25 protein-coding genes are annotated in these 21977 nt (G+C 59.7%); 11 read left to right on the plus strand and 14 right to left on the minus strand.

Features of this window, described 5'->3' with window-relative positions; all coding sequences use genetic code 11:
- Positions 1-87: 87 nt before the first annotated feature.
- Positions 88-1506, plus strand: a complete 1419-nt coding sequence (locus AC2FNZ_RS04225) for a TolC family outer membrane protein (RefSeq protein ID WP_170446710.1) — start codon at positions 88-90, stop codon at positions 1504-1506.
- Between the two features lie 74 nt (positions 1507-1580).
- Entirely contained in the window at positions 1581-2399 is an 819-nt protein-coding gene (locus AC2FNZ_RS04230; protein ID WP_496839636.1) for a hypothetical protein, read from the plus strand.
- Between the two features lie 3 nt (positions 2400-2402).
- Here AC2FNZ_RS04230 and AC2FNZ_RS04235 read toward each other — a convergent pair whose 3' ends face one another.
- Both AC2FNZ_RS04235 and AC2FNZ_RS04240 read right to left on the minus strand, forming a co-directional pair.
- Positions 2403-3860 (minus strand): cobyric acid synthase, encoded by a 1458-nt coding sequence (locus AC2FNZ_RS04235; RefSeq protein WP_496839637.1) that lies wholly within the window; start codon positions 3858-3860, stop codon positions 2403-2405.
- 157 nt (positions 3861-4017) lie between these two features.
- Positions 4018-4338, minus strand: a complete 321-nt coding sequence (locus tag AC2FNZ_RS04240) for a DUF6280 family protein (RefSeq protein WP_093962585.1) — start codon at positions 4336-4338, stop codon at positions 4018-4020.
- 219 nt (positions 4339-4557) lie between these two features.
- On the opposite strand from AC2FNZ_RS04240, the gene efp reads away from it, so the two are divergent.
- Complete coding sequence (gene efp, locus AC2FNZ_RS04245) at positions 4558-5121, plus strand: elongation factor P (RefSeq protein WP_093962584.1); 564 nt, start codon at positions 4558-4560, stop codon at positions 5119-5121.
- A gap of 40 nt (positions 5122-5161) precedes the next feature.
- Here efp and AC2FNZ_RS04250 read toward each other — a convergent pair whose 3' ends face one another.
- Together AC2FNZ_RS04250 and ygfZ are read right to left on the minus strand one after the other, a co-directional pair.
- Entirely contained in the window at positions 5162-6127 is a 966-nt protein-coding gene (locus AC2FNZ_RS04250; RefSeq protein WP_170337772.1) for an ABC transporter transmembrane domain-containing protein, read from the minus strand.
- 106 nt (positions 6128-6233) lie between these two features.
- A complete protein-coding gene (ygfZ, locus tag AC2FNZ_RS04255; RefSeq protein WP_496839638.1) occupies positions 6234-6971 on the minus strand; it encodes a CAF17-like 4Fe-4S cluster assembly/insertion protein YgfZ in 738 nt (245 codons plus the stop codon).
- Between the two features lie 72 nt (positions 6972-7043).
- Here ygfZ and AC2FNZ_RS04260 point away from each other — a divergent pair, with 72 nt between their 5' ends.
- Positions 7044-7643: a glycosyltransferase gene (locus tag AC2FNZ_RS04260; protein WP_496839639.1), complete on the plus strand. Its 600-nt coding sequence runs from the start codon at positions 7044-7046 to the stop codon at positions 7641-7643.
- Here the strand turns inward: AC2FNZ_RS04260 and AC2FNZ_RS04265 are convergent.
- Entirely contained in the window at positions 7591-8460 is an 870-nt protein-coding gene (locus AC2FNZ_RS04265) for a hypothetical protein (RefSeq protein ID WP_496839641.1), read from the minus strand. The two genes, AC2FNZ_RS04260 and AC2FNZ_RS04265, sit on opposite strands and share 53 nt — an antisense overlap.
- A gap of 106 nt (positions 8461-8566) precedes the next feature.
- Here AC2FNZ_RS04265 and AC2FNZ_RS04270 point away from each other — a divergent pair, with 106 nt between their 5' ends.
- Positions 8567-9337, plus strand: coding sequence for an alpha/beta hydrolase (locus AC2FNZ_RS04270; RefSeq protein WP_496839643.1), 771 nt, complete (start codon positions 8567-8569; stop codon positions 9335-9337).
- 14 nt (positions 9338-9351) lie between these two features.
- On the opposite strand, the gene AC2FNZ_RS04275 is transcribed toward AC2FNZ_RS04270, so the two are convergent.
- From AC2FNZ_RS04275 to parE, 3 genes are all read right to left on the minus strand, one after another.
- Positions 9352-9633, minus strand: coding sequence for a DUF1496 domain-containing protein (locus AC2FNZ_RS04275; protein WP_496839644.1), 282 nt, complete (start codon positions 9631-9633; stop codon positions 9352-9354).
- A gap of 220 nt (positions 9634-9853) precedes the next feature.
- On the minus strand, positions 9854-10900 hold the full coding sequence (locus tag AC2FNZ_RS04280; RefSeq protein ID WP_496839645.1) for a GTP pyrophosphokinase: 1047 nt from the start codon (positions 10898-10900) through the stop codon (positions 9854-9856).
- On the minus strand, positions 10900-12858 hold the full coding sequence (gene parE, locus AC2FNZ_RS04285) for a DNA topoisomerase IV subunit B (protein ID WP_496839646.1): 1959 nt from the start codon (positions 12856-12858) through the stop codon (positions 10900-10902). The genes AC2FNZ_RS04280 and parE overlap by 1 nt, the downstream gene beginning before the upstream one ends.
- 156 nt (positions 12859-13014) lie before the next feature.
- On the opposite strand from parE, the gene AC2FNZ_RS04290 reads away from it, so the two are divergent.
- Positions 13015-13623, plus strand: coding sequence for a carboxymuconolactone decarboxylase family protein (locus AC2FNZ_RS04290; RefSeq protein WP_496839647.1), 609 nt, complete (start codon positions 13015-13017; stop codon positions 13621-13623).
- Positions 13624-13668: 45 nt separating this feature from the next.
- On the opposite strand, the gene AC2FNZ_RS04295 is transcribed toward AC2FNZ_RS04290, so the two are convergent.
- Positions 13669-14547: an alpha/beta fold hydrolase gene (locus tag AC2FNZ_RS04295; protein WP_496839648.1), complete on the minus strand. Its 879-nt coding sequence runs from the start codon at positions 14545-14547 to the stop codon at positions 13669-13671.
- Between the two features lie 134 nt (positions 14548-14681).
- Between AC2FNZ_RS04295 and ppk2 the strand changes: the two genes are divergently transcribed.
- Both ppk2 and AC2FNZ_RS04305 read left to right on the plus strand, forming a co-directional pair.
- Positions 14682-15611, plus strand: coding sequence for a polyphosphate kinase 2 (ppk2, locus tag AC2FNZ_RS04300; RefSeq protein WP_496839649.1), 930 nt, complete (start codon positions 14682-14684; stop codon positions 15609-15611).
- 101 nt (positions 15612-15712) lie between these two features.
- Entirely contained in the window at positions 15713-17065 is a 1353-nt protein-coding gene (locus AC2FNZ_RS04305) for an MATE family efflux transporter (protein ID WP_170337791.1), read from the plus strand.
- A 15-nt stretch (positions 17066-17080) separates the two neighbouring features.
- Here the strand turns inward: AC2FNZ_RS04305 and AC2FNZ_RS04310 are convergent, their stop codons facing one another.
- Both AC2FNZ_RS04310 and AC2FNZ_RS04315 read right to left on the minus strand, forming a co-directional pair.
- On the minus strand, positions 17081-17482 hold the full coding sequence (locus AC2FNZ_RS04310; protein WP_496839651.1) for a hypothetical protein: 402 nt from the start codon (positions 17480-17482) through the stop codon (positions 17081-17083).
- A 14-nt stretch (positions 17483-17496) separates the two neighbouring features.
- Positions 17497-18699 (minus strand): pyridoxal phosphate-dependent aminotransferase, encoded by a 1203-nt coding sequence (locus AC2FNZ_RS04315; protein WP_496839653.1) that lies wholly within the window; start codon positions 18697-18699, stop codon positions 17497-17499.
- A gap of 92 nt (positions 18700-18791) precedes the next feature.
- On the opposite strand from AC2FNZ_RS04315, the gene AC2FNZ_RS04320 reads away from it, so the two are divergent.
- The 3 genes from AC2FNZ_RS04320 to AC2FNZ_RS04330 all read left to right on the plus strand — a co-directional run bounded on the left by AC2FNZ_RS04320 (position 18792) and on the right by AC2FNZ_RS04330 (position 20005).
- Positions 18792-19184, plus strand: coding sequence for a helix-turn-helix domain-containing protein (locus AC2FNZ_RS04320; RefSeq protein WP_170337797.1), 393 nt, complete (start codon positions 18792-18794; stop codon positions 19182-19184).
- Positions 19181-19429 (plus strand): succinate dehydrogenase assembly factor 2, encoded by a 249-nt coding sequence (locus AC2FNZ_RS04325; protein ID WP_170337799.1) that lies wholly within the window; start codon positions 19181-19183, stop codon positions 19427-19429. The genes AC2FNZ_RS04320 and AC2FNZ_RS04325 overlap by 4 nt, the downstream gene beginning before the upstream one ends.
- A 78-nt stretch (positions 19430-19507) precedes the next feature.
- Complete coding sequence (locus AC2FNZ_RS04330; RefSeq protein ID WP_093962569.1) at positions 19508-20005, plus strand: MarR family winged helix-turn-helix transcriptional regulator; 498 nt, start codon at positions 19508-19510, stop codon at positions 20003-20005.
- Here AC2FNZ_RS04330 and AC2FNZ_RS04335 read toward each other — a convergent pair.
- From AC2FNZ_RS04335 to AC2FNZ_RS04345, 3 genes are read right to left on the minus strand one after another with little or no spacing between them, the layout of a single operon-like run.
- The gene (locus AC2FNZ_RS04335) at positions 19999-20730 is read right to left on the minus strand and encodes a DUF1194 domain-containing protein (protein ID WP_496839655.1); all 732 of its coding nucleotides are present in this window, start codon (positions 20728-20730) and stop codon (positions 19999-20001) included. The two genes, AC2FNZ_RS04330 and AC2FNZ_RS04335, sit on opposite strands and share 7 nt — an antisense overlap.
- Positions 20727-21428: a DUF1194 domain-containing protein gene (locus AC2FNZ_RS04340; RefSeq protein WP_496839656.1), complete on the minus strand. Its 702-nt coding sequence runs from the start codon at positions 21426-21428 to the stop codon at positions 20727-20729. Before AC2FNZ_RS04340 ends, AC2FNZ_RS04335 begins: the two co-directional genes overlap by 4 nt.
- On the minus strand, positions 21425-21853 hold the full coding sequence (locus AC2FNZ_RS04345; RefSeq protein ID WP_170337804.1) for a VOC family protein: 429 nt from the start codon (positions 21851-21853) through the stop codon (positions 21425-21427). Before AC2FNZ_RS04345 ends, AC2FNZ_RS04340 begins: the two co-directional genes overlap by 4 nt.
- Between the last annotated feature and the right edge of the window lie 124 nt (positions 21854-21977).

The raw sequence follows: 21977 nt of genomic DNA on the forward strand, positions 1-21977 counted from the left end.
CGGTTTTCCGCGGTCCCTTGATTAGTTGAAAACAAAGGCGCAAACTGCCTGCGGGCTTGCGTTATTTTGATTTGAGAGGATTTGGGTATGCTTGGAACGGCTGGAGGGAAGCTGGTCAAGGCAGTCGCTCTGACGGCGGGAATCGCGCTGAGCGTGATGCCGGGGCGCTCGGTTTTGGCGGACAATCTGACCGACGCGTTCATCGGTGCATACAACACAAGCGGGCTGTTGGAACAGAACCGCGCCTTGCTGCGCGCAGCCGACGAAGACGTTGCAATCGCATTGTCGGCCCTGCGCCCGATCATCAACTGGACCGTCCGTGTCAGCCAGGATTATGCCAAGTCTCGCGCCGGAACAGTGGTGTCGACGGTCGAACCGTCGCGCTTCTTCTCGGGACTCACGCTGAGCCAGCTGGTCTATGACGGCGGTGCATCGATTCTCGGGAAACAGTCGGCTCAGGAAACAGTTCTGGCAACTCGCCAAGCATTGATCGATATTGAGCAACAGGTTCTGTTCCGCGCAACGACGGCTTATCTGAGTGTTCTGCTACAGGAAGAAACGGTTCAGATTCGCCAGAACAACGTCAATCTCTCAGGCGAGGAACTGCGGGCCACGCAAGACCGTTTTGAAGTCGGTGAGGTCACCCGGACCGACGTCGCGCTGTCCGAAGCGCAGTTGGCAAGCTCGCAGGCTGATCTGGCCGATGCGCGAGGCGACCTGAGCACTGCCCAAGCGGAATATGTGAACGCCGTCGGCAAACAGCCGGGCCGTACTGCGGGCCAGCCGCGTCTGCCGAAGCTGCCCGGTTCTCTGGCCGAGGCCATAAGCCTGGCACAAAGAAACCACCCGGCAATCCTTTCGGCGCAGCATCAGGTGCGTGCCTTGGATCTGACCGTGCAACAGCAGCGCGCGGGCCTGGGTCCGAATGTAAGCCTGAACGCGGACGCGGGGATCACGGAAAGCTATGACAACGACGACTATACCAACGATGCGTCCATCTCGTTGAATTTCAATCAGCCCATCTATGCCGGTGGCCGATTGGCGGCCAACGTGCGCCGCGCAATGGCTCAGCGGGACGCATCGCGCGCCAACCTTCTGAATGTGCAGAAAGACATCACTCAGGGTGTGACGGACGCCTATGTGCGCTTTGAAACGGCTACGGCCAGCCTGCGGGCATCCGTCGAACGGGTACGCGCATCGCAGGTCGCCTTTGACGGGATTCGCGAAGAGGCCACCTTGGGGGCTCGGACCACACTGGACGTTCTGACCGCTCAGCAGGATTTGCTGGACGCACAATTGGCCGAAGTTGCCTCGCGGACGGAACGGTCTCTGGCTGCCTATCAGTTGTTGCAGGCACAAGGTCTGTTGACGGCCGAGCGCCTTGGACTGGCGGTCCAGATTTATGACCCGACGCTCTACTACAACCTGGTCAAAAAGGCGCCTGCACAGATCAGCAAGCAAAGCCGCGACCTGGATCGAGTTCTCAAAGCTTTGCGGCGCGAGTGATCAGCCACACTATCTGTTGTTAGGTTCGACCGGATTGGATACACTGGTCCAAAAGGTCAGAGCGGTAGAGAACAATGACGGATAGCAGTGTCAAAGCAGGTGTCGAAGACGTATTGTCGTCGATCAAGCGTTTGGTCAGCGAAGAAGGGCGCAAGGTCCCGAACCTGATCAAAGCGACTGCGGCCCGCAAGCCGGGCCGACTGGTTTTGACGGATGCCCTGCGGGTTGGCACACCGGCCGAGGATCCAAAAGCACCGTTGAAATTGGCCCAAAAGATCTCGGCTGAGGCGGCCTCACAGCATGCTGCGAATGTTGAGGCGTTGCGCCCGGCAAACGACCTGTCACAACCTATGCGGTTGCGGTCTTGCGATATCGTTCGTCCCGGAACTCCGGCAATCAACGACATTGGCGGTGAGTCTTCGGGTGACCGCGAAGGCCGTAGGGATCTGGCCGGAAGCCTGAGCGCCAAGATCGCGGCTCTCGAGGCTGCGATTGCGCGGACCGAAGATCAGTGGGAGCCCGACGGCGAAAGCGACGACGCTTATTCCGGCACGCGCACCGACAAGGTCAGTTGGGCCTCTGACACCGGGTTTTCGGCCTCGAAGGATGCGGCTGAGTCCGAAGCTGAGATGAACGCTGACAGCGACGAGGAAACAACGCCTGCCACGTTTATCCGGGACAACCGGGATGCCTCAGAGGCCGAAGTCGAGCTGGATCAGGAAGCGCCGGCGATGGCGACCGGCACGATGGATGAAGACGAACTGCGCGAGGTGATCGCAGACATTGTCCGTCAGGAGCTGCAGGGCGCGCTGGGTGAACGTATCACCCGCAACATTCGCAAGCTGGTGAGGCGTGAGATCAACCGCGCTTTGGCCGCTCAGAATTTGGATTGACGCTCAGCCGAACCGAGGCTCGGCTGCCAGTGACAGCAGGGCATCAAGGTCCATGTGCTGTTCAAGGTGATCGGCCAACGCCTCCAACGTTTGCTCAACACCGTCTTCGTATGCCAATTCCGACCTGGCGCCAAACCGCTGCAGATACGACGCGCGGAAGGCGTCTGACGTGAAAATACCGTGCAAATAGCTTCCCAGAACGCGCCCGTCTCTCGATGCGGCGCCTTCCGGGCGACCCTCCAGCTGCAACCACGCGCGGGCAGTATCCGGACCTTGGGTGCGTCCCATGTGGATTTCGTAGCCGGTGACGGGCTCGCCGCCGGGCAAGGCCCGCGCTGATCGCAGCTCGACCCGTTTTTCCCCGGACATAACTGTTTCCACGTCCAGCAAACCCAGCCCATCGACGCTGCCGGGTCTGCCGTCCACGCCATCGGGGTCGGTGATCACCCGGCCCAGCATCTGATACCCGCCGCAAAGGCCAAGAACATGGCCGCCCCGCCGAACGTGTGCATACAGGTCGATGTCCCAACCCTGTTTGCGGAAAAAGGCCAAATCTCCAATGGTGGATTTGCTGCCCGGCAGAATCACCAGATCCGCGTCACCGGGAAGGGGGCGGCCAGCCGGAATGATCTCGACCGAAACACCCGGCTCAGCAGATAGCGGGTCCAAATCATCGAAATTCGCCATCCGCTCCAACTGCGGCACCGCAACCTTGCAGGTGCCGCCGGCGTGCGAGCGGATATCCATCATGTCTTCGGCCGGCAGTTTCCAGGCGTCCTCAAACCAGGGAACGACGCCCAGGCAAGGCCATCCGGTGCGTACTGCAATGTCGTCGCGCCCGTCATCAAACAGGCTGACGTCTCCCTTGAAGCGATTGACCGCAAAGCCGCGGATCATTGCAAGATCGGCACTGTCCAGCACTGCATGGGTGCCGACGATCTGCGCTATGACGCCGCCCCGGTGAATGTCTCCCACCAGTATGACGGGCACATTAGCGGCGCAAGCAAAGCCCATGTTGGCGATGTCGCCTGCCCGCAGGTTGGTCTCGGCCGGACTGCCGGCGCCCTCGACCAACACAAGGTCGGCATCTTGGCAAAGCCTGGCAAAGCTCTCGAGCGCGGCGTTCAGAAGCTTGGATTTGTCCTTGCGATAGTCCTTGGCCCGCATCGTTCCCGCCCGCTTGCCCTGAACGATCACTTGCGCACCGGTATCGGTTTCCGGCTTCAAAAGGATTGGATTCATGTCCGTATGCGGCGGGCGCCCCGCCGCCCGGGCTTGCAGCGCCTGGGCGCGGCCAATCTCGCCTCCATTTGCCGCTACTGCGGCGTTGTTGGACATGTTCTGCGGTTTGAAGGGGGCAACCTTCAAACCTCGCCGCGCAAAGGCCCGGGCCAGCCCGGCCACAAGCATCGACTTGCCGACATTGCTGCCGGTTCCCTGAATCATGATCGCGCGAACCATCTGAGCCTCCTGCGGATGTTGGCAGATGACCGCATTTATTCAGCCGACGAAAGCGCGGATCGGGCCATTTGCACGACGAATGCGACTAATCCGCTGCGTACGGGCAAAAAAAAGCGCGCCGAATGTACCGGCGCGCACTTTTGGGTCGGGCAAAGCCTTAGGCGGCTTCGGCCTGCTGAGCAGCGTTGCGGCGTTCGCTTTCTTCGCGCGAAAGGGCGACGGACGTACGCACGCCACGGCCAACGAACTCCATCAGTCCGTGGACAACCCGTTCGTTCGGGTCGATGCCAGCGCAGGACAGCACTTCGCGGCCATCGCGCGAGCGTGCCCAACGGGCGATTTGTTCCGGGCCATTGCCGTATTTCTTGTCATCGGCGATGGCATCATCAAGTGCAGCCAGCACAACGGCCGCGAAAAGTTTGCGGGCACGGTTGCCTTGCTCATTGTTAAAGGCGGTGCCGTCAACGAAATCTCTCATCTCGTTTTCCTTGTTGTTCTTGCTCTTGTAATTTTCGGCGTGGCGGTCCTTATGACCTATTTAGTGCGATTCGGATACACCTAAATTGCATAGTTGCGTTGCGTCATTTGCATGGCTCTCTGCGGGTGCAGCACTAGGTTTCGTTGTATTGCATGGATCGATCCCGCCAGATATAGGGACGACAACTGGCGCATCAACCATGTGTGAAGGAAATATGTCATGCCCAAGATCAATGGGAACGAAATTCGCCCGGGCAATGTGCTTGAGCATAACGGCGGTCTGTGGGCGGCGGTCAAGGTCGATCATGTCAAACCGGGCAAAGGCGGTGCGTTTGCACAAGTGGAATTGCGGAACCTGCGCAACGGCTCGAAACTGAACGAGCGGTTCCGTTCCGCGGACAAGGTCGAGCGTGTTCGGTTGGAGCAGAAAGACCAGCAGTTCCTGTATGAAAGCGATGGGATGCTGGTATTCATGGATGCCGAGACCTATGAACAGATTGAATTGCCTGCAGATTTGCTGGGTGACCGTCGTCCGTTCCTTCAGGACGGGATGACCATCGTGGTCGAATTCTATGAAAGCGAGGCGCTGAACGCGACGCTGCCTCAAAAAGTTGTCTGCAAGGTCGTCGAGACCGAACCGGTCGTCAAAGGTCAGACTGCGGCGAACTCGTTCAAACCGGCGGTTCTGGACAACGGGGTCAAAGTCATGGTGCCGCCGTTCATCGCGCAGGACGAGATGATCGTCGTGAACACCGAGACCATGGAATATTCCGAGCGCGCGTAACGTCGCGTCATACTCGGAGAAAGACCAAGAAACCGCGCCACTATTCGGCGCGGTTTTTTTCTTGCGAGGCGGCCCCGCCCCGGCGGTAGCGGGCGCGGTCCGGGCCAAACAGTTCCAGCAACAGCTCGAACTTGATGCGATTGGCGCTGACCTGTCGGTAAAAAGCGATGAGAAACCCGGTCGGCCCCTGGATCCGGGCCAGACCGCTGGTCGCGGCGACCACGGTTCCGACGTCGGTTTCTCCTTGCAGAACCAGCCATCCGCCCAGCATCAGAACACCGACGGTGCCTGCACCGTTGATCACGCTCAGCAGAAACTTGGCCGACAGTTTCCACAGAAACATCCGCCGTCGGGTGTCGTAGATCGCGTCGAACTGGTCGTGCACCTCTTGAGTCACGGCCTCGATGTCCTCGATCGTCAGATGGTCGGTCGCGCTACGCAATATGCGGACGCGGTCCGCCACGAACACGTTCACCTTTCTCTGCGAGACGAGAACGATAAGGATCTGCGGCGCGATCATCGAAAGGGCAATCAGTCCCAGCCAGGGTTGCGTCGACGAAATATAGCCAATCACGCTGACCAAGGTTCCGATCTGTACGACCGGGTCCGAGAACGCGCCCCCTGCGAATTTGCCCAGTTCTTCGGCTTCGGCAGAGATGGCCGTCGTCATGGTTCCCTTGCGGACATTCTCGCCCGACTCGTCCACGTCCACGGTGCGGGCCAGCAAAAGCTGACGGATCCGACGGATCATGTCTTCGCCCAATGTCCCCGCGCGATATCCCAGAACCCATTTCAGGGCGAGGCTCAGCAGGATCACCCCCATCATGCCGGCACCCAGCAGCAGAAGATGAGGCGCTTCGATATTGTCCGAGGTCAGATGATTGACGATGTCCCGTTGAAACTCCAACGGGGCCGCGGCAAGAGCCGCGACCGACAAGGACAACAGGATCAGTATGACTTGCCGTCCGGCGCTGGCGCGCCAGATGGCTGAATACAGTTGGAGCATGTAGGCACCCGATCAGCCAAGTGCCTCAAGTCTTACCGTGTGGCAGGCCCGGATAAAACGTTTGCAAAGCGGCCTGATCGTTGGCCGTGCCGGTTGGGCAACAGGCTCAATCCAGCAGACGCAGGCGGGCGTCTCCGGCCTGCATGTCGTCGCCCGCCCGATCAAGGCGCAGATAGGCGATGGCCTGCCCGTTCGATTGCGTGAACAGGGTGCCGGCCGGCTTTCCCGCCGAGAGGATTTCGGAGCCGACCGGAGCCGCGCCGTCGATGGCGACAACCCGCAGCCCCTTGCGCAACTGGGTTTTGTGCTTCATGCGGGCGGTTACCTCTTGCCCGACATAGCAGCCCTTCTTGAAATCGACGCCGTTGAGCGGCTCGAAACCGGCCTCGAGGATATACGTGTCCGGTGTCAGCTCGATCCCGGTTTCCGGGATGCAATGACGCACCCGAATTGCGTCCCAATCCGTTCCATCATCGGCTTCGGGGGCGTCAGAATATGCGCGCCAGCCCATATCGGGGTGACGAGGATCGGGCATGGCGCCTTCCGGTGCGGGTCCGGTTCCGCGTTGCAGGTGCAGGTTGGTTTCCTCGATACGCACATCCGCCCGCAGCTTGTACATGTTCAGCCGCTTGATCAGTGCATCCGCCATACACTCAGCCACGTCCAGCAGTACCGAGGCGCCATCGCGTTTCAGAAAGAAATCGGCCAGGTATTTGCCCTGCGGGGTCAGGATGGCCGCGTAGACAAGACCATCGTCCAGCTTGCGGGTGTCATTGGTGACCAGACCTTGCAAAAAGCTTTCGGTATCCGTGCCGGTCAGGCGCAAAATGCGGCGGGTGCTCATCTTTGGGTCCTCGTCATTGCCCTGAGTGCGGTGATATAAGCGAACCCGTTGCCAAGACCAGAGGTTTCGAACGTGTCCGCCCCGATCAGCATCGTGATTCCGACATTCGACTCCCAGACCGAACTCGCGCGCACGCTGATGACCCTGATGGAGGGACTGCACGCCGGGCTGATCCGCGAGCTTGTCATCGCCGACGGAGGGTCGACCGATCATACATTGCGTATTGCCGATGAAGCAGGTGCCCGGATCGTTGCCGCCGTCGGGTCTCGTGCCGCACAGCTGCGCGTGGGGTGCGACGCCGCGGTGGGCGACTGGTTGCTGGTGATCCGTCCGGGGACCGAGCTTGAGCCTGGGTGGACCGATGCGGTGGCCGAGCACCTCGTAACGCGGCGTCCGGGTGTGTTTCGCCTTGGGTTCCGGTCCTCAGGCCTGATGCCGACCTTGGCAGCAGGTTGGGTCAATTTGCGCAGCCGGGTCTTTGGACTGGCGTCTGGTGATCAAGGCCTGCTGCTGCCGGCGCAACTGTACAAGGCTGCCGGCGGATATCCGGATCAACCGGGGAAGGAGGGGGCGCTCATGCGCTCTCTGCCGCGCGCGACTCTGTTGCGGGCGCGTGCCATTACAGGTGTCGGGCGCCGTGATCGGGCGCTTCCTGAGGCGTCACCTCAGTAATCCCGGTCGCAGATGCTTCGGGGGGTGGCTGCCGCGCTGCCGGCTCGGTGATGAGTTTGGACCGCAACTCGACAACAGATTTGCCCAACCGGAATGGTGCCGCAAAGCTGACCAGACACAGCGCGATGATCTGTAGCACGAGAATGTGGGCGTTTTCCTGAAGATACTCCCACTCTCCCTTCAGTTTGGCGACCTGAGCGATCAGGTCATCATAGCTTTGCGCGAGGATCATATAGTCTCCGGCGATGGCGGGCACTTTCCGCCGCATGTTGTCGATTGCGGTCTGCGTTTCTTCGTCCAGCGTGGTGAAAACCAGGAATTGCTCGATGTCGAAGGCATCGGCTTTGGCGGCCATGTCCTGAATGTCATCCATCTGGTCTCGGGACCGGGCACCGAAGATGAAGTTCAGGCCCTGCAGCGGCGCAACTTCGTTGGTGACGGCGATGAACAGCGGCAGGTCGGCGTTGCTGGCGGTCGAGGCCGACAGGAACTCGACCTTGTCGCACAAAACCGCCGTGTCCGGGTCATAGGCCGGATCGCAAAACCGCAGTCGGAACCGCGCAGCGTCGCGATCGAAGGCCAGTGTCGCCGCATAGGCAACGTCGATCTGTCGGTCCAACCTTGAACTGTCGGATTTGTAGAGCCCCGCCATGACCGCCACCAGCGCGCCCAGCCCACCCAATACGACCCACACGAGGTCGGCCAGCTTCCATGCCCGGTGACCCGCTGGTTTGCGAAACAGGAACGCGGTGCCAATCGATCCGGCCAGAAAGAACAGCAACAGGAGGGGCAGCTGGTAGTCGGTGATGAAGCTCATGCATCCGAGTTTAAGTGGTCAGCCTTCCCACGCAACAGCGATCACGTGCAGTTGTAACGCGTGTCAGGATGCCCATACTCGGGTCAGGAGCCGGAGGGAGAACGTAATGACCAAAGAGATTGTGCTGATCCACGGGGCGTTTGCCGGGCCGTGGTGCATGGCGGACTATGCGGGGTTCTTCCGCGCCCGTGGCTGGACGGTGCACACCCCGGCGCTGAGGTTCCATGGTGGCGATCCCGCAGCCGAGCCCGATGCGGGTCTGACCGACACCAGCGTGATGGATTATGCCAACGACATTGCCGAATTCGTTCAGGGGTTGGGCAGCAAACCCGTGATCCTCGGGCATGCCATTGCGGGCGTCGTTGCCCAGCAGGTTGCGTCTCGCGGGCCGGCCAGCGCCATCGTGTTGATCAACCCGAACGCGGCCTGGGGCACCCTGCCGGAAACTGATGACGAACGCGCCGTGCCGCGCGCCTTGATGGAGGGCGGGGCGTTCTGGAAGCAGCCCATGCGCGTCGATTTCGACCTGATGGCCCCCTTCGCGCTGAACAAAATGCCTGAGGCCCAGCAACATGCCGTGTTCGATCGACTTGGCCCGGAAAGCGGGCGGGTGATGTTCGAGATGTTTTTCTGGATGTTCGACGATCACCACGCGATGAAGGTTGATATCGACAAGGTCGACTGCCCGGTTTTGATCGTTTCAGGCTCGGAAGACAGGGCGGTGAACCCCAACACCTGCCGTGCCTTGGCGAAACTCTATGGCGACCGCGCGACCTTTCTGTCCGCAGAAGGTCACGCGCATTTTCTGTTCATGGAGCCCGGTTGGGAAAAGCCAGCCGCACAGATCGCGGACTGGCTGGACCAGAAGCTGGGCTAGGGGCCGTTCAGGCGTTATTTGCTGACCTGAAACGTGCTCTGCGGCCGCCAACGCAGCACGCCGTCGCTTTCGCGGTAACAACGCAACAGGCGTTCCTGCACCGTGCTCACCGTGCTGGTAACGGTGTTGTCACCGACCATCAGCACAAAGGCATCCTCGGAATAGGCCAGGCCGTCGTAATAGCAGAACCGGGTCTCGGCGCCGTCGGGGATGGGGGATGCGGTGCTGAGCATCTGCTGCGCGGGGGCTGCCGAGGCCATCAGGGTCAGGGCCAGTCCGAGGGTCAAAGTTTTCATGTCGTCCTCCCGTTCGGAAATCCGTTTTTCAAATTGGGTCTTGGACGCTCGGAACCTCAAAGCTCGTTCTTGGATGACGGGTTGAGGGTTAGTGTGATCGGGATCAAAGGGTTAGGCAAGGGGGGGCTAAAGGCTTTCACTCTAAACAAATGTAGCCCGAATTAACCACTCATTTCGAAATAGAGATATTGAAGTTATCGTCGCCATACTTTCATTAGTTTTAAGGTTCGGCTACTTCGTGCCAATAGATTGGATCAAAATCTGCTCCGAAAGAATTTAATGTATCGAGAACATTCTCGTAGCCGCACACGCCTTCTAGATAGTCAATTTCATCTCTCATGAATGTGAAGCCACCATTATAAGCGTCCTTTAAGAACCTGTCCAAGTCTTTGGTCATCATTGCATCGCGATATGTGCCAAAAAGCGAGAAAGGCTCCCCGACCAAAGATATTTTTTCGATAGTTTCGTCGAGTAACTTTCTCAGTTCCGAGTTTGTTCGAATCCCGAAATTCTTGAGTTCTTCGATAACTCGATCTTTGGGTGCCATAACTGGTTCAATCTCTCGATCATACTTCTTTGCAAAATCAACCAGTAGTGCTTCAGCGGAAGTCACGGTGATTTCATCCTCCAAAACTCTCACATTGTTTTCGGAGATCATTTCACCATAGACCTGAGCTTCGCTGACGATGTTGGAGAATTCATTGTCCAGTAACTCCAAAGCTCCTGCAAGGATCATGAGTCTTCTTTGAAGGTTCTCCGGTAAAATATTTCTGCCCTTGTAGTTTTGCTTGTGCTCGATTTCGGCCCAAGTGTGTTCCAGTGCAGTCCTGATTTGTATTTCAAACTTGTTTTCAAAAAGGTTTTTGTACTCGGGTACTTCTTTTCTGCTTTCCCCAAGGCTGCAAACTAAGTGTAACGATCTGTAACCGACTTGATCGACAGACTTTTTTCGCTTGTCGACGCAGTTCGCCTCATCTATTTCAAAGCAGTTTCGAAGTGCTACTTCAGCCCGTTCTATATCACTTTCAAGATAAACGATAACACGAAGCCCAACTAGGTCAGTCATTTCCATTTCGGGGTTGGCGTACTTTTTGCTTCGCTGCTTATTTTCGGCGCTAGTCAAGTCTTTCACACGATGCGTTACATCGAGAAAAGGAATATTCTCCTCTTCGAGAGCGTGGCGGGTAATTCTTTCCGCCGCTTCTTCCAATTTTTTTAGTTTTCCAGTGTTATGAGAAAGGAAAGTCTTAAATTCGTGGAGGTCCATCAAACATCCAACTCCTCAACAAACCGCGCGTTCTCCTGAATATATTGGAACCGCAGTTCGGGTTTCTTGCCCATCAGGCGCTCGACCAGGTCTCCGGTCTCGCCGGGTTCGTCCTCGTCGATGGTGACGCGGATCAATTTCCGCGATTTGGGGTCCATCGTGGTCTCTTTCAGGTCCTTGGCGTCCATCTCGCCCAGACCCTTGAAGCGGCTGACGTCGATCTTGCCTTTGCCGCCCAGACCTTTTTCCAGCCATTCGTCGCGCTCGGCTTCGTCCAGGCAGTAGACGCGCTTGGCGCCTTGGGTCAGGCGGTAGAGCGGCGGGCAGGCCAGGTACAGGTGGCCCGCGTCGATCATCGGGCGCATCTGGGTGAAGAAGAACGTCATCAGCAGCGAGGCGATATGCGCGCCGTCCACGTCGGCGTCGGTCATGATGATGACCTTGTCATAGCGCAGATCGTCGAGGTTGAACTTGCTGCCCAGCCCGACGCCAAGCGCCTGCGTCAGGTCATTGATCTCGGCGTTGGTGCCCAGTTTCGAGCTGGCCGCGCCCAGTACGTTCAGGATCTTGCCGCGCAGGGGAAGCAGGGCCTGTGTCTTGCGGTCGCGGGCCATCTTGGCCGATCCGCCAGCCGAGTCGCCCTCGACGATGAATAATTCGGTGCCGTCGCGTGTTGAACTACTACAGTCCACCAACTTGCCGGGAAGACGGAGTTTCTTAGTGGCGGACTTGCGTTGTGTTTCCTTCTCGGCCCGTCGGCGCAGGCGTTCCTCGGCCCGCAGGATGAGGAAGTCCAGAATGGCGCCGGCGGATTTGGTGTCGGCGGCCAGCCAGTTGTCGAAATGGTCGCGGACCGAGTTTTCGACCAGCCGCTGCGCCTCGACCGTGGCAAGACGGTCTTTGGTCTGGCCGACGAATTCGGGTTCACGGATGAAGCACGAAACCAGCGCGCAGCCGCCGGTGATCAGGTCATCGCGGGTGATCTGGGCGGCCTTCTTGTTGTTGATCAGTTCACCGTAGGCCTTGATGCCCTTGAGGATCGCGGCCCAGAAGCCCGCCACGTGGGTACCGCCCTCGGGCGTAGGCACGGTGTTACAGTAGGACTGGATGAAGCCATCGCGCGACGGTGTCCAGTTGATCGCCCATTCCACTTTGCCGGGGGCGCCGAATTTTTCGTTGAAATCGACGGTTCCGGCGAAGGGCTGCTCGGAATAGGTCGAGGAGCCGTTCATCGTCTCCTTGAGGTAGTCCGACAGGCCGCCGGGGAAGTGGAAGGTGGCCTCGGTGGGCGTCTCGCCGTCGTCGATGGCGGTTTTCCAGCGGATTTCAACGCCCGAGAACAGGTAGGCCTTGGAGCGGATCGATTTGAACAGGCGGGCGGGTTTGAACCGGTGGTGGCCGAAGATCTCGGGGTCGGCGTGGAAGGTGACGGTGGTGCCGCGCCGGTTGGGAGCCGAGCCCACCTTTTCGACCGGACCCAGCGGGATGCCGCGCGAAAAACGCTGTTCGTACAGCTCCTTGTTGCGGGCCACCTGTACGACCATCGAATCCGACAGCGCGTTGACCACCGAGGCGCCCACGCCGTGCAGACCGCCCGAGGTCTGGTAGGCCTTGCCCGAGAACTTGCCGCCGGCGTGCAGGGTGCACAGGATCACCTCGAGCGCGGATTTGTCGGGGAACTTCGGGTGTGGGTCGATTGGAATACCGCGGCCGTTGTCGCGCACAGTCAGAGAATAATCTTCGTGCAGTTCTACCTCGATACGATTGGCGTGGCCTGCAACGGCCTCGTCCATCGAGTTGTCGAGGATCTCGGCCACCATGTGGTGCAGTGCCCGTTCATCGGTGCCGCCGATATACATGCCGGGGCGTTTGCGCACGGGCTCCAGACCTTCGAGGACCTCGATCGAGGAGGCGTCGTAGGTGGTGGCGGATTCGGGCGTCAACAGGTCGTCGGGCATGGGTGCTGCTCTTGTTTTTGGGTTTGGCCCATTATGGCAGGTGATGTAGGTCGGGGGAAGAGGCACGCGAGGTGTTGTATCAAACTTGCGGTCGGTGGCGGGTTGCAAAACGGGTGGTTTTCCCGCTGAGTTGCGGAAATCGCGGAGGAGCAGGTGATGAGCTGGATCAAGACGATACCATTCGAAGAGGCACGCGGTCGCTTGAAGACGCTGTATGACCGGGTCACGGGGCCCGGGAACAATGTGGACAACATCATGATGGTGCATTCCCTGCGTCCACATTCGATGGAAGGTCACATGGCGCTCTACAAGAACGTGCTGCACCATTCGGGAAACTCGGTCCCCAAGTGGTTTCTGGAAGTGCTCGGGGTCTGGGTCAGCTCGCTGAATCGCTGCGGCTATTGTGTCGAGCATCATTTCAGCGGGTTGCAGCGACTCTTGGGCGACGAGCAGCGCGGTCTGGCCATTCGCGTGGCGATCGAGGCAGAAACACCCGAGACGGCGCCGCTGGACCCCGCACAGGTGGCGGCGATGGAATACGCCCGGAAACTGACCGATAACCCGGCCGGCCTGGCGGCGGCGGATATCGACGCGTTGCGATCTGTTGGCTGGGATGATGGTGAGATCCTGGAGATCAATCAGGTCTGCGCCTATTTCTCCTATGCCAACCGGACCGTTCTGGGGCTTGGCTGTTCGACCAAGGGCGACATTCTGGGGTTGTCTCCGAACAATTCGGACAATCCGAATGACTGGGGCCATCGGTGAAGGGCGCTGCCTCCTGTGCCATTCAGTGTCGGGCGAAGAGTTGGCTTAGTTGTCCTGAACCCAATCGAGAATAGCGTCGGCCACCGCCTGAGGTTTCTGGTGATGCAGCCAATGGTCTGTACCGCCGATCTGCATGCGGGCCAGGTTGGGAGCGAACTCCTCCAGCCCATCGGTGCATTCGGGAAGCAAGGCTTTGTCCCGCGGCCCCCACAGAAGCAAATGCGGGCAGCGGACTCTCAATCTGTCAACGGGCAGTTCCGGCAGGTCCGTGCAGGGCGCGCCCGGCTCAGCCACCACAAGGGGTGAGGCCCGGTACCAGTTCAGCATGGCGTCGAGCCGTCCCGGGCGGGCCCATTCGGTGCGATAGTCGCCCATGCGCGCGTCGCTCATCCAGTCCAGCCCCATGCCGTGCCGGAAGAATTGTTCGAGCTTGGCGAAGTTGTCGGCCGAAAGATATTCGGCGGCTTCGGGCGCGCGCAGGCGGTTGATGTATTGCGAGGCCTCAGATTGTTTGCCACCTGACGCCAGTTCGCGCTGGAACGGGACTGGGTGAACACCGTTGGCGATGACCAGGCGGCTGACCAACTGGGGGTGGAACATGGCAAGACCGTAAGCCACCGAGGCGCCCCAATCATGTCCCAGCACAGTGACAGGACCGCAGAACTGCTCGATCAGCGCAGCCATGTCCGACACCAGCTTGGACAGCGCATAGTTCGAAATACCCTCGGGGGCCCAGCTCTGACCATAGCCACGCTGATCCGGCGCGATGCAGTGAAAGCGGTCCGACAGGTGCGGGGCCAGGTCGGACCACGCGCCGCCATACTCCGGGAAACCGTGCAACATCAAAAGCGTAGGCAGGTTGGGATCGCCCCAACGGCGGACGAAGAACCGGTGGCCGTTGAGGTCGAAAAAATCGCTGTCCATGCGGGATGTCCCTGACTGAGTTCTCTCTTGCAGAGTTTTCGGAGCCGTCGCCGAAGTCAACTTGATACGGATCAACGCGGAAAAGATGCAAATTTGCTAGGCGTTTCGGCGGACAGTGACACAGGAGAGAGCATATGGACGCAGTGACCCGAAAAAAGACGAACGCAGCCCCCGTGGCCGTCGTGGCCAAACCGAACGCGGACACCGAAGCGCCCACTCGCGAAAAGATCCGGCAGGCCTTTGAAAGCGGGGAGTATCCGTATCGCTCGAAACTGTCGCGGGCGGCTTATGAAAAGCAGAAAGCCCAGTTGCAGGCCGAATTGTTGAAGGTGCAGTTGTGGGCGCAGGAGACCGGGCAGAAGTTCGTACTGCTGTTCGAGGGTCGCGACGCTGCCGGCAAGGGCGGCACCATCAAGCGGTTCATGGAGCATCTGAACCCGCGTCAGGCCCGGGTGGTGGCGCTGAACAAGCCGACCTGGGAGGAGAAGGGCCAGTGGTATTACCAGCGCTATATCCAGGAATTGCCCACCGTCGGCGAAATGGTGTTTTATGACCGGTCCTGGTACAACCGGGCCGGAGTCGAGCGGGTGATGGGGTTCTGCACCCCCAACGAGTACCTCGAGTTCATGCGCCAGACGCCCGAGTTGGAGCGCATGATGGTTCGGTCGGGCATCCAGCTTTATAAATACTGGTTCTCGGTGACGCGGGATGAGCAGCTGCGCCGCTTCAAGAGCCGCGAGACCGACCCGCTGAAGCAGTGGAAACTGTCGCCCATCGACAAAGCCAGTCTGGACAAATGGGACGACTATACCGAGGCGAAAGAGGCGATGTTCTTCTATACCGACACCGCCGACGCGCCCTGGACCATCGTCAAGTCGAACGACAAGAAGCGCGCCCGCCTGAATTGCATGCGGCATTTCCTGTCGACGCTGGATTATCCGGACAAGGATCATGACATCGTGGGCCAGCCCGACCCGTTGATCGTGGGGCAGGCGCATCATGTGGTTCACCGGTCGGATCATATTCTTGGTACGGCGATACATCCCGAGGCGCGCGTCACCTGATTGGCCCGACGGGCGTCATCGAGGTCTCGAAATGAAATTTCAGAGATCTCCCCTTGCCCCGGCTCGGGGCCGCGCATATGGCTGGCGGGATGAGAAAGGTCATGACATATCCCGCCCATTTCCGGGCCATTGCAGTGCTGGGGCTGCCGTTGATCGGTGGTCATCTGGCGCAATTCGCCATTGGCCTGACGGATACGATCATGCTGGGCTGGTATGGCGTCGAGGCTCTGGCCGCGGTGACGCTGGCCAGCAGCTTTTACTTTGTTCTGTTTCTTTTTGGAGGCGGATTTGGCCTAGCCGTCATGCCGATGGTCGCGACCGCGGCCGCCGAGGAAGATGAAACCAGCATTCGCCGCAGCACCCGAATGGGCCTGTGGCTGTCGCTGCTGTATGGCATGCTGGTCATGCCGCTGCTGTGGTGGTCCTACCCGATTCTGATCGCCACGGATCAGGATCCGCAAGTGGCGCAAACCGCCTCCGAGTATCTGCAGGTTGCGGGCTGGGGCCTGTTTCCGGCGCTGGTGGTGATGGTTCTAAAATCCTATCTGGCCGCGCTGGAGCGCACGCAGATCGTGCTGTGGATCACCGTCGCGGCGGCAGTGGTCAACGGACTTACGAACTATGCGCTGATCTTCGGCAACTGGGGCGCGCCGGAATTGGGCGTGATGGGGGCGGCGATCGCGTCGGTGGTGACGCAGACCGTGTCCCTGGTGGCGGTCATCTTCTACGCGGTGAAGGTCCTGCCGGAACACAGCCTGTTCCAGCGGTTCTGGCGCCCGGATTGGGAGATGTTGCTGAGCGTCCTGAAGCTGGGTGTGCCCATCGGTCTGACCTTGCTGGCCGAAGTGTCTCTGTTCGCCATGTCCGCCTTCATGATGGGATGGATCGGACAGGTGCCGCTGGCGGCGCACGGGATTGCGCTGAACCTGGCCTCGGCCACGTTCATGGTGCATCTGGGTCTGTCGAATGCAGCAACGATCCGGGCCGGTAACGCGCTGGGACGCAAGGATCGACCGCACCTCGAGAAAGGCGCAATCGCGGTCACAGGCATGTCCCTTGTGGTGTCCGTGCTGACAATCATCCTGTTCCTGACCTGCGCCGAGCCTCTCATCTCGGTATTTGTCGAACCGGACGACCCGCAGCGTCCCCAGATACTGGCAATCGGGACCGGCCTGCTGGCCATGGCGGCCCTGTTCCAGCTGGTGGACGGCGCGCAGGTAATCGCTCTGGGCCTGCTGCGCGGGTTGCAAGACGCCAAGGTGCCCATGGTTATGGCAGGCCTCAGCTATTGGGTCGTGGGGATCCCCGCATCCTACTACTTTGGTTTCGTGCAAGACATGGCGGGGATTGGAGTGTGGCTTGGCCTTGTTCTGGGTCTGGCCTGCGCAGCAGTCATGCTGATGGGACGGTTCTGGCTGCGATCCATCCGCGTGGTTGGTGCGCCCGCCGCATAGCTACAACCGGCACGTTCAGCCCTTTTCCAGCCGATCGGCCTTCTTGCGCACCAGCACCGTGCGCAAGTCGTGCATCGCCAGCAGCAACCGGTCCGTGATGTCTTCCAGCTGTGTATCGGTCGCCTTGGACTGGGCCCATTGCGTGGTCAGGTTCAGGTGATCGATCGTGCGGTGGATGTCGTCAACGTCGCGCCGCGCCAGCAGGGATTTGCGTTCGTCCATCCAACGGGCGATCTCGGTTTTGTCGGCTTCGGTCAGGGTACCCTGACCATGCGGCTTGACCTCGCCGTTGCGGATGTTGATCACCGCGATCTGGTCCATTTCGATCCGGCGTTGCCGGTTCTCCGTGTCGATCTTGAACACGACCGCGCCGTTCTCGCGGACGCGAAAGTAATATTCGGGCAGTGCTGCGGACATGTCGAACCTCGGTGTTAGCTCAGGGACGCACAGAACCGCTGGATGCGGGTGCAGGCCTCGGTCAAGGCTTCGTCCGAAGTCGCATAGCTGACGCGGAAATTCGGGGACAGGCCGAAGGCCGCGCCGAATACCACGGCCACATCGGCCTCTTCCAGCAAGGCCGTGGCGAAGGCCTCGTCGCTGTCGATGACCGTACCGGCGGGCGTGGTCTTGCCGATCAGCCCAGCGATCGAGGGGTAGACGTAGAATGCCCCCTCGGGAGTGGGGCAGGTGATGCCGTCAATCTGGTTCAGCATCCCGACCACAAGATCGCGCCGGCGTTTGAAGGTTTCATTGTTCGGGGCAAGGAAGTCTTGGGTGCCGTTCAAGGCCTCGACTGCGGCCCACTGGCTGATCGAACACGGGTTCGACGTGGATTGTGATTGGATCTTGCGCATAGCCGCGATCAGTTCAACAGGGCCTGCGGCATAGCCGATACGCCAGCCGGTCATGGCATAGGCCTTGGAGACACCGTTGCACGTGAGCGTGCGATCATACAGCCCGGGTTCGACTTCGGCTGGCGTGCAGAACTCAAACCCGTCATAGGCCAGGTGTTCATACATGTCGTCCGACATGATCCAGACATGAGGATGCCGCATCAGAACATCGGTCAGAGCCTTGAGTTCGGCGCGGCTGTACCCGGCGCCGGTCGGGTTTGACGGCGAGTTGAAGATGAACCATTTGGTGTTTGGCGTGATTGCGGCTTCCAACTGGTCTGGGGTCAGCTTGAAGCTGTTTTCCAGTGTGGTCTCAACGACGACGGGCGAACCGCCCGCAAGCAGCACCATGTCCGGATAGCTGACCCAGTAGGGGGCGGGAATGATCACTTCGTCGCCCGGGTTCATCGTCGCCATCAGCGCATTGTACAGCGTCTGCTTGCCACCTGTTCCGACCGAGATCTGTGCGGGCGTGTAGTCAAGCCCGTGGTCACGTTTCATCTTGGCGCAAGCGGCCTGTTTCAGCTCGGGAATGCCGTCCGGCGCGGTGTATTTTGTTTTGCCGGCGGCGATTGCGGCAACGGCTGCGTCCTTGATGTTCTGCGGCGTGTCGAAATCGGGCTCACCTGCGCTGAGGCCGATGACGTCTCGTCCGGCGGCCTTCAACTCGGCGGCCTTGGCCGTCATGGCAATGGTCGGCGAAGGTTTGACGCGCGACAGTGTCGCAGACAGAAAGCTCATGGCGGGCCCCGGTTTGTATGTTGCTCAGGACTGTCATAGGGTGCCGCTGAAACACGATCAAGCGATATGCTTTTGAAGAACTGGAGAGTTTGATGAGCGACGAAACCGACTGGTTCGGACCCGAGGCCGCGACATTCGGAGACCGCGTTGCAGGCGCACGCGAAGCCGCTGGTATGACCCAGACCCAACTGGCCCGTCGGCTGGGCGTCAAGAAGTCCACTGTGGTGGCCTGGGAGAATGACCTGTCCGAACCGCGCGCCAACAAGCTGTCGATGATGGCGGGCATGTTGAACGTGTCGATCATGTGGCTGCTGACCGGTGAAGGCGAGGGCATGGATGCTCCGGATGTTGCGGAAGCCGCGGATATGGAGCTGGCACCGCTGGTTGCGGAGTTGCGCGCCATCCGAGGCGAGATGCGCGCCAGTTCCGAGCGCCTTGCGCGGGTCGAGAAGACACTGCGGCTGAAGCTGGAGAAAGGCGAATGAACGACATCCGGATCAAACGGCTGAAGATGCGGTCGATGCGGCGCGGCATCAAGGAAATGGACATCATTCTGTCTGCCTATGCCGACCAGCGGCTTGAGCGGATGTCTGCGGCCGAACTGGATTTGTACGAAGCCTTGCTGCACGAAAACGATCAGGACCTCTATCAGTGGGTAACCGGGCAGGTCGCCGCCCCCGAACACTACGCGAGCATGATCTTCGATATCTCGCAAGTATTTCAAAAATAAAGGCAAAACTGACTTAACCGATTCTTCGGAATTTCGCGTCAAAGTTTCCAGAACGGCGCGATTGAATCGGAGGATCGGATGAGTTTGGAATTGCAGGTCTCCGCACCCGGAACCAAGGGGTTCATGTCCAGCTATCTCGAGGCGCTGGCATTGGTTGAACGTCTGCATCGGTTGCTTCTGGACGTCATCAAGGACGAGTTCGAGCGGGTCGGCGTTCTGGAAATCAACGCGGTGCAGGCGCTGCTGCTATTCAATATCGGCGACCACGAGGTGACTGCTGGTGAGCTCAAAAGCCGCGGTTACTATCAAGGCAGCAATGTCAGTTACAACCTCAAGAAATTGGTCGAAATGGGGTTCATGCATCACCAGAGATGCGAGATTGACCGACGTTCGGTGCGGGTGCGTCTGACGCCTCGGGGACGGGAAATCCGTGACATCGTGGCCGATCTCTTCTCGCGCCACGCCGAAGGGTTGCAGGCCAAGGGTGTCCTAGGCACCGAAGGGATCGAAGAGATTACCAGCGCTTTGCGCCGGGTCGAACGGTATTGGACGGATCAGATCCGGTACATCTACTGACTTCCGCCGTTCAATGACAAAACTTGGGACAGGGTCAGCGATTCCAGCTCTCTGATCAGCTTGCGTGTCATCGCGTCTTCGTAGGCTTCAAATCCCAAAGCGGTTTCGACGAAGGCTCCGGGGCCCAGAATGACCCAGGCGTTGTAATAGGCCGACAACTCTCCGATTTGCACGTACCGCTTGTCCCCGGTGCTGGGATCATCGGCTCCGATCACAAGCCCATTGATAGTGATGCCGGTTGCTTGCAGTTGGGCTTTGGCATCTCTGGGGTGGAGGCCGACATTGTGCTTGCCATCTCCTGAGAGGTCCAGCGTCCGCTTCCAGCAGGCGGCTTGGGCATCCAACAAATCAGCCCCGTACTGCATGGCAGACCCCACCGCTGTGCCCTGAGGTGCCGATGACCGACGAGTGGATTGCAGGCGTTGCGCAATCCCGGACAAATCGGTCGGGGACCGAATATCGGTCCAGCCGACCACCAGCCGCTGGAAACCTGCTTCACTCCATTCAAAAACGGCGATCCGAACGGGGGCTTCGGGATCCGACAGGATCAGCCGCTCCACCTCCGGCCGTTGCAATGCAGCGGCCAGGCCGTCCAATTGAAGCCGGTATTCGTTGCTGTCGACTGAGCCGGAAACATCCAACCCAAGCGCCAGGGCTTGCCGGCATTGAGCAGCGGCCGGGCTGCCCAGGGCCAAGCAACACAGAGCCAGCACACGGGTAATCAATCTGTCTTGCGCCCCAACGCGCCGACCTGAAGGCTGGTCAATTCCCGTTCCAGCTTGCGTCGCATGGCGCGTTCAAAATCTTCGAACCCTTGAGCGATTTCCAAAAAGGCGTTTGGCCCATGCAAGACGTTGTTCTCAAAAAACGGGATGAGGAACAGCTCCCCTTCGAAATCCGCCGCATTTATGACCAACCCATTCACGGTTATGCGGTCGAAGGGAAAGTGGCGATAGGCGATCTGCGGACCGTAGCCGTCATTGTTCGAGCCGTCCCCTGACAGGTCAATCGTTTGAAACAGGCATTGCGGAACCTGCTCCATCAGCGAGGCCCCGAATGCCAGGGCATATCCCATGGCGGTGGCCGAGCCGCTGTCAGATCTTTGGGACTCGCTCACCTGTGTCGCTGCAACAAGCAGATCAGCCTCGGTTTCGATCAGGCGCCAGGGAAGGACGATGTACTGGGCGTCGCGACCGCTCCACTCATAAACCGTCAGGGCCACGGGCAGCGGCGAGGAAAAGAACGCCTTCCGGACTTCCGGAGCGATCAAGGCTGAAGCCAGGCCCTGCCGCTGCAGGGCGTCTTCTTTGGCGTCAACCGAAACGGAGATATCCAAGGCAAGCGCCAAGGCCAGCCGGCAGTTTTGGGCCTCAGCGGAGCTGGCCAGAACGGCCAGCCCCAATCCTGTCAACCAGCGGATCACCAGTGGCCGGTGCTTTCCATGCTGGCCCAAGGTTCGGCCGGGGGCAGGGCATCGCCATTCTGCAGCAGTTCAACCGAAATGTTGTCAGGCGAGCGCACGAACGCCATGCGCCCATCGCGCGGAGGGCGGTTGATGACGACGCCATTGTCGGCAAGGTGCTGACAGGTCTCGTAAATGTTGTCGACCCCATAGGCCAGGTGGCCGAAATGGCGGCTGTCGCTTGGCAAACCCTCATCGCCATCCCAGTTCCATGTCAGCTCGATCGGCCTGTCCTCCTGACCCGGAGGGGCCATGAAGATCAGCGAAAACCGCCCTTCCTCGCTGTCGTAGCGGCGGGTTTCCTGGAGTCCCAGCAGCTTGTAGAAGGCCATGGATTTTTCCAAATCCTTCACGCGCACCATGGTGTGGAGGTATCTCAGCCCCATCTCGGCGATCCTTTCGGTGTTGATTATTGTGTGCAGCTTAGCGCGCTGCAGGGGCGTGTCGAGGGGGCGGTCGCAGAGAAACCGAAAAATGCGCGACGCAGCACACATATGGCGGTTTCAGTGC

Source organism: Ruegeria sp. SAZA006 (assembly GCF_059613465.1).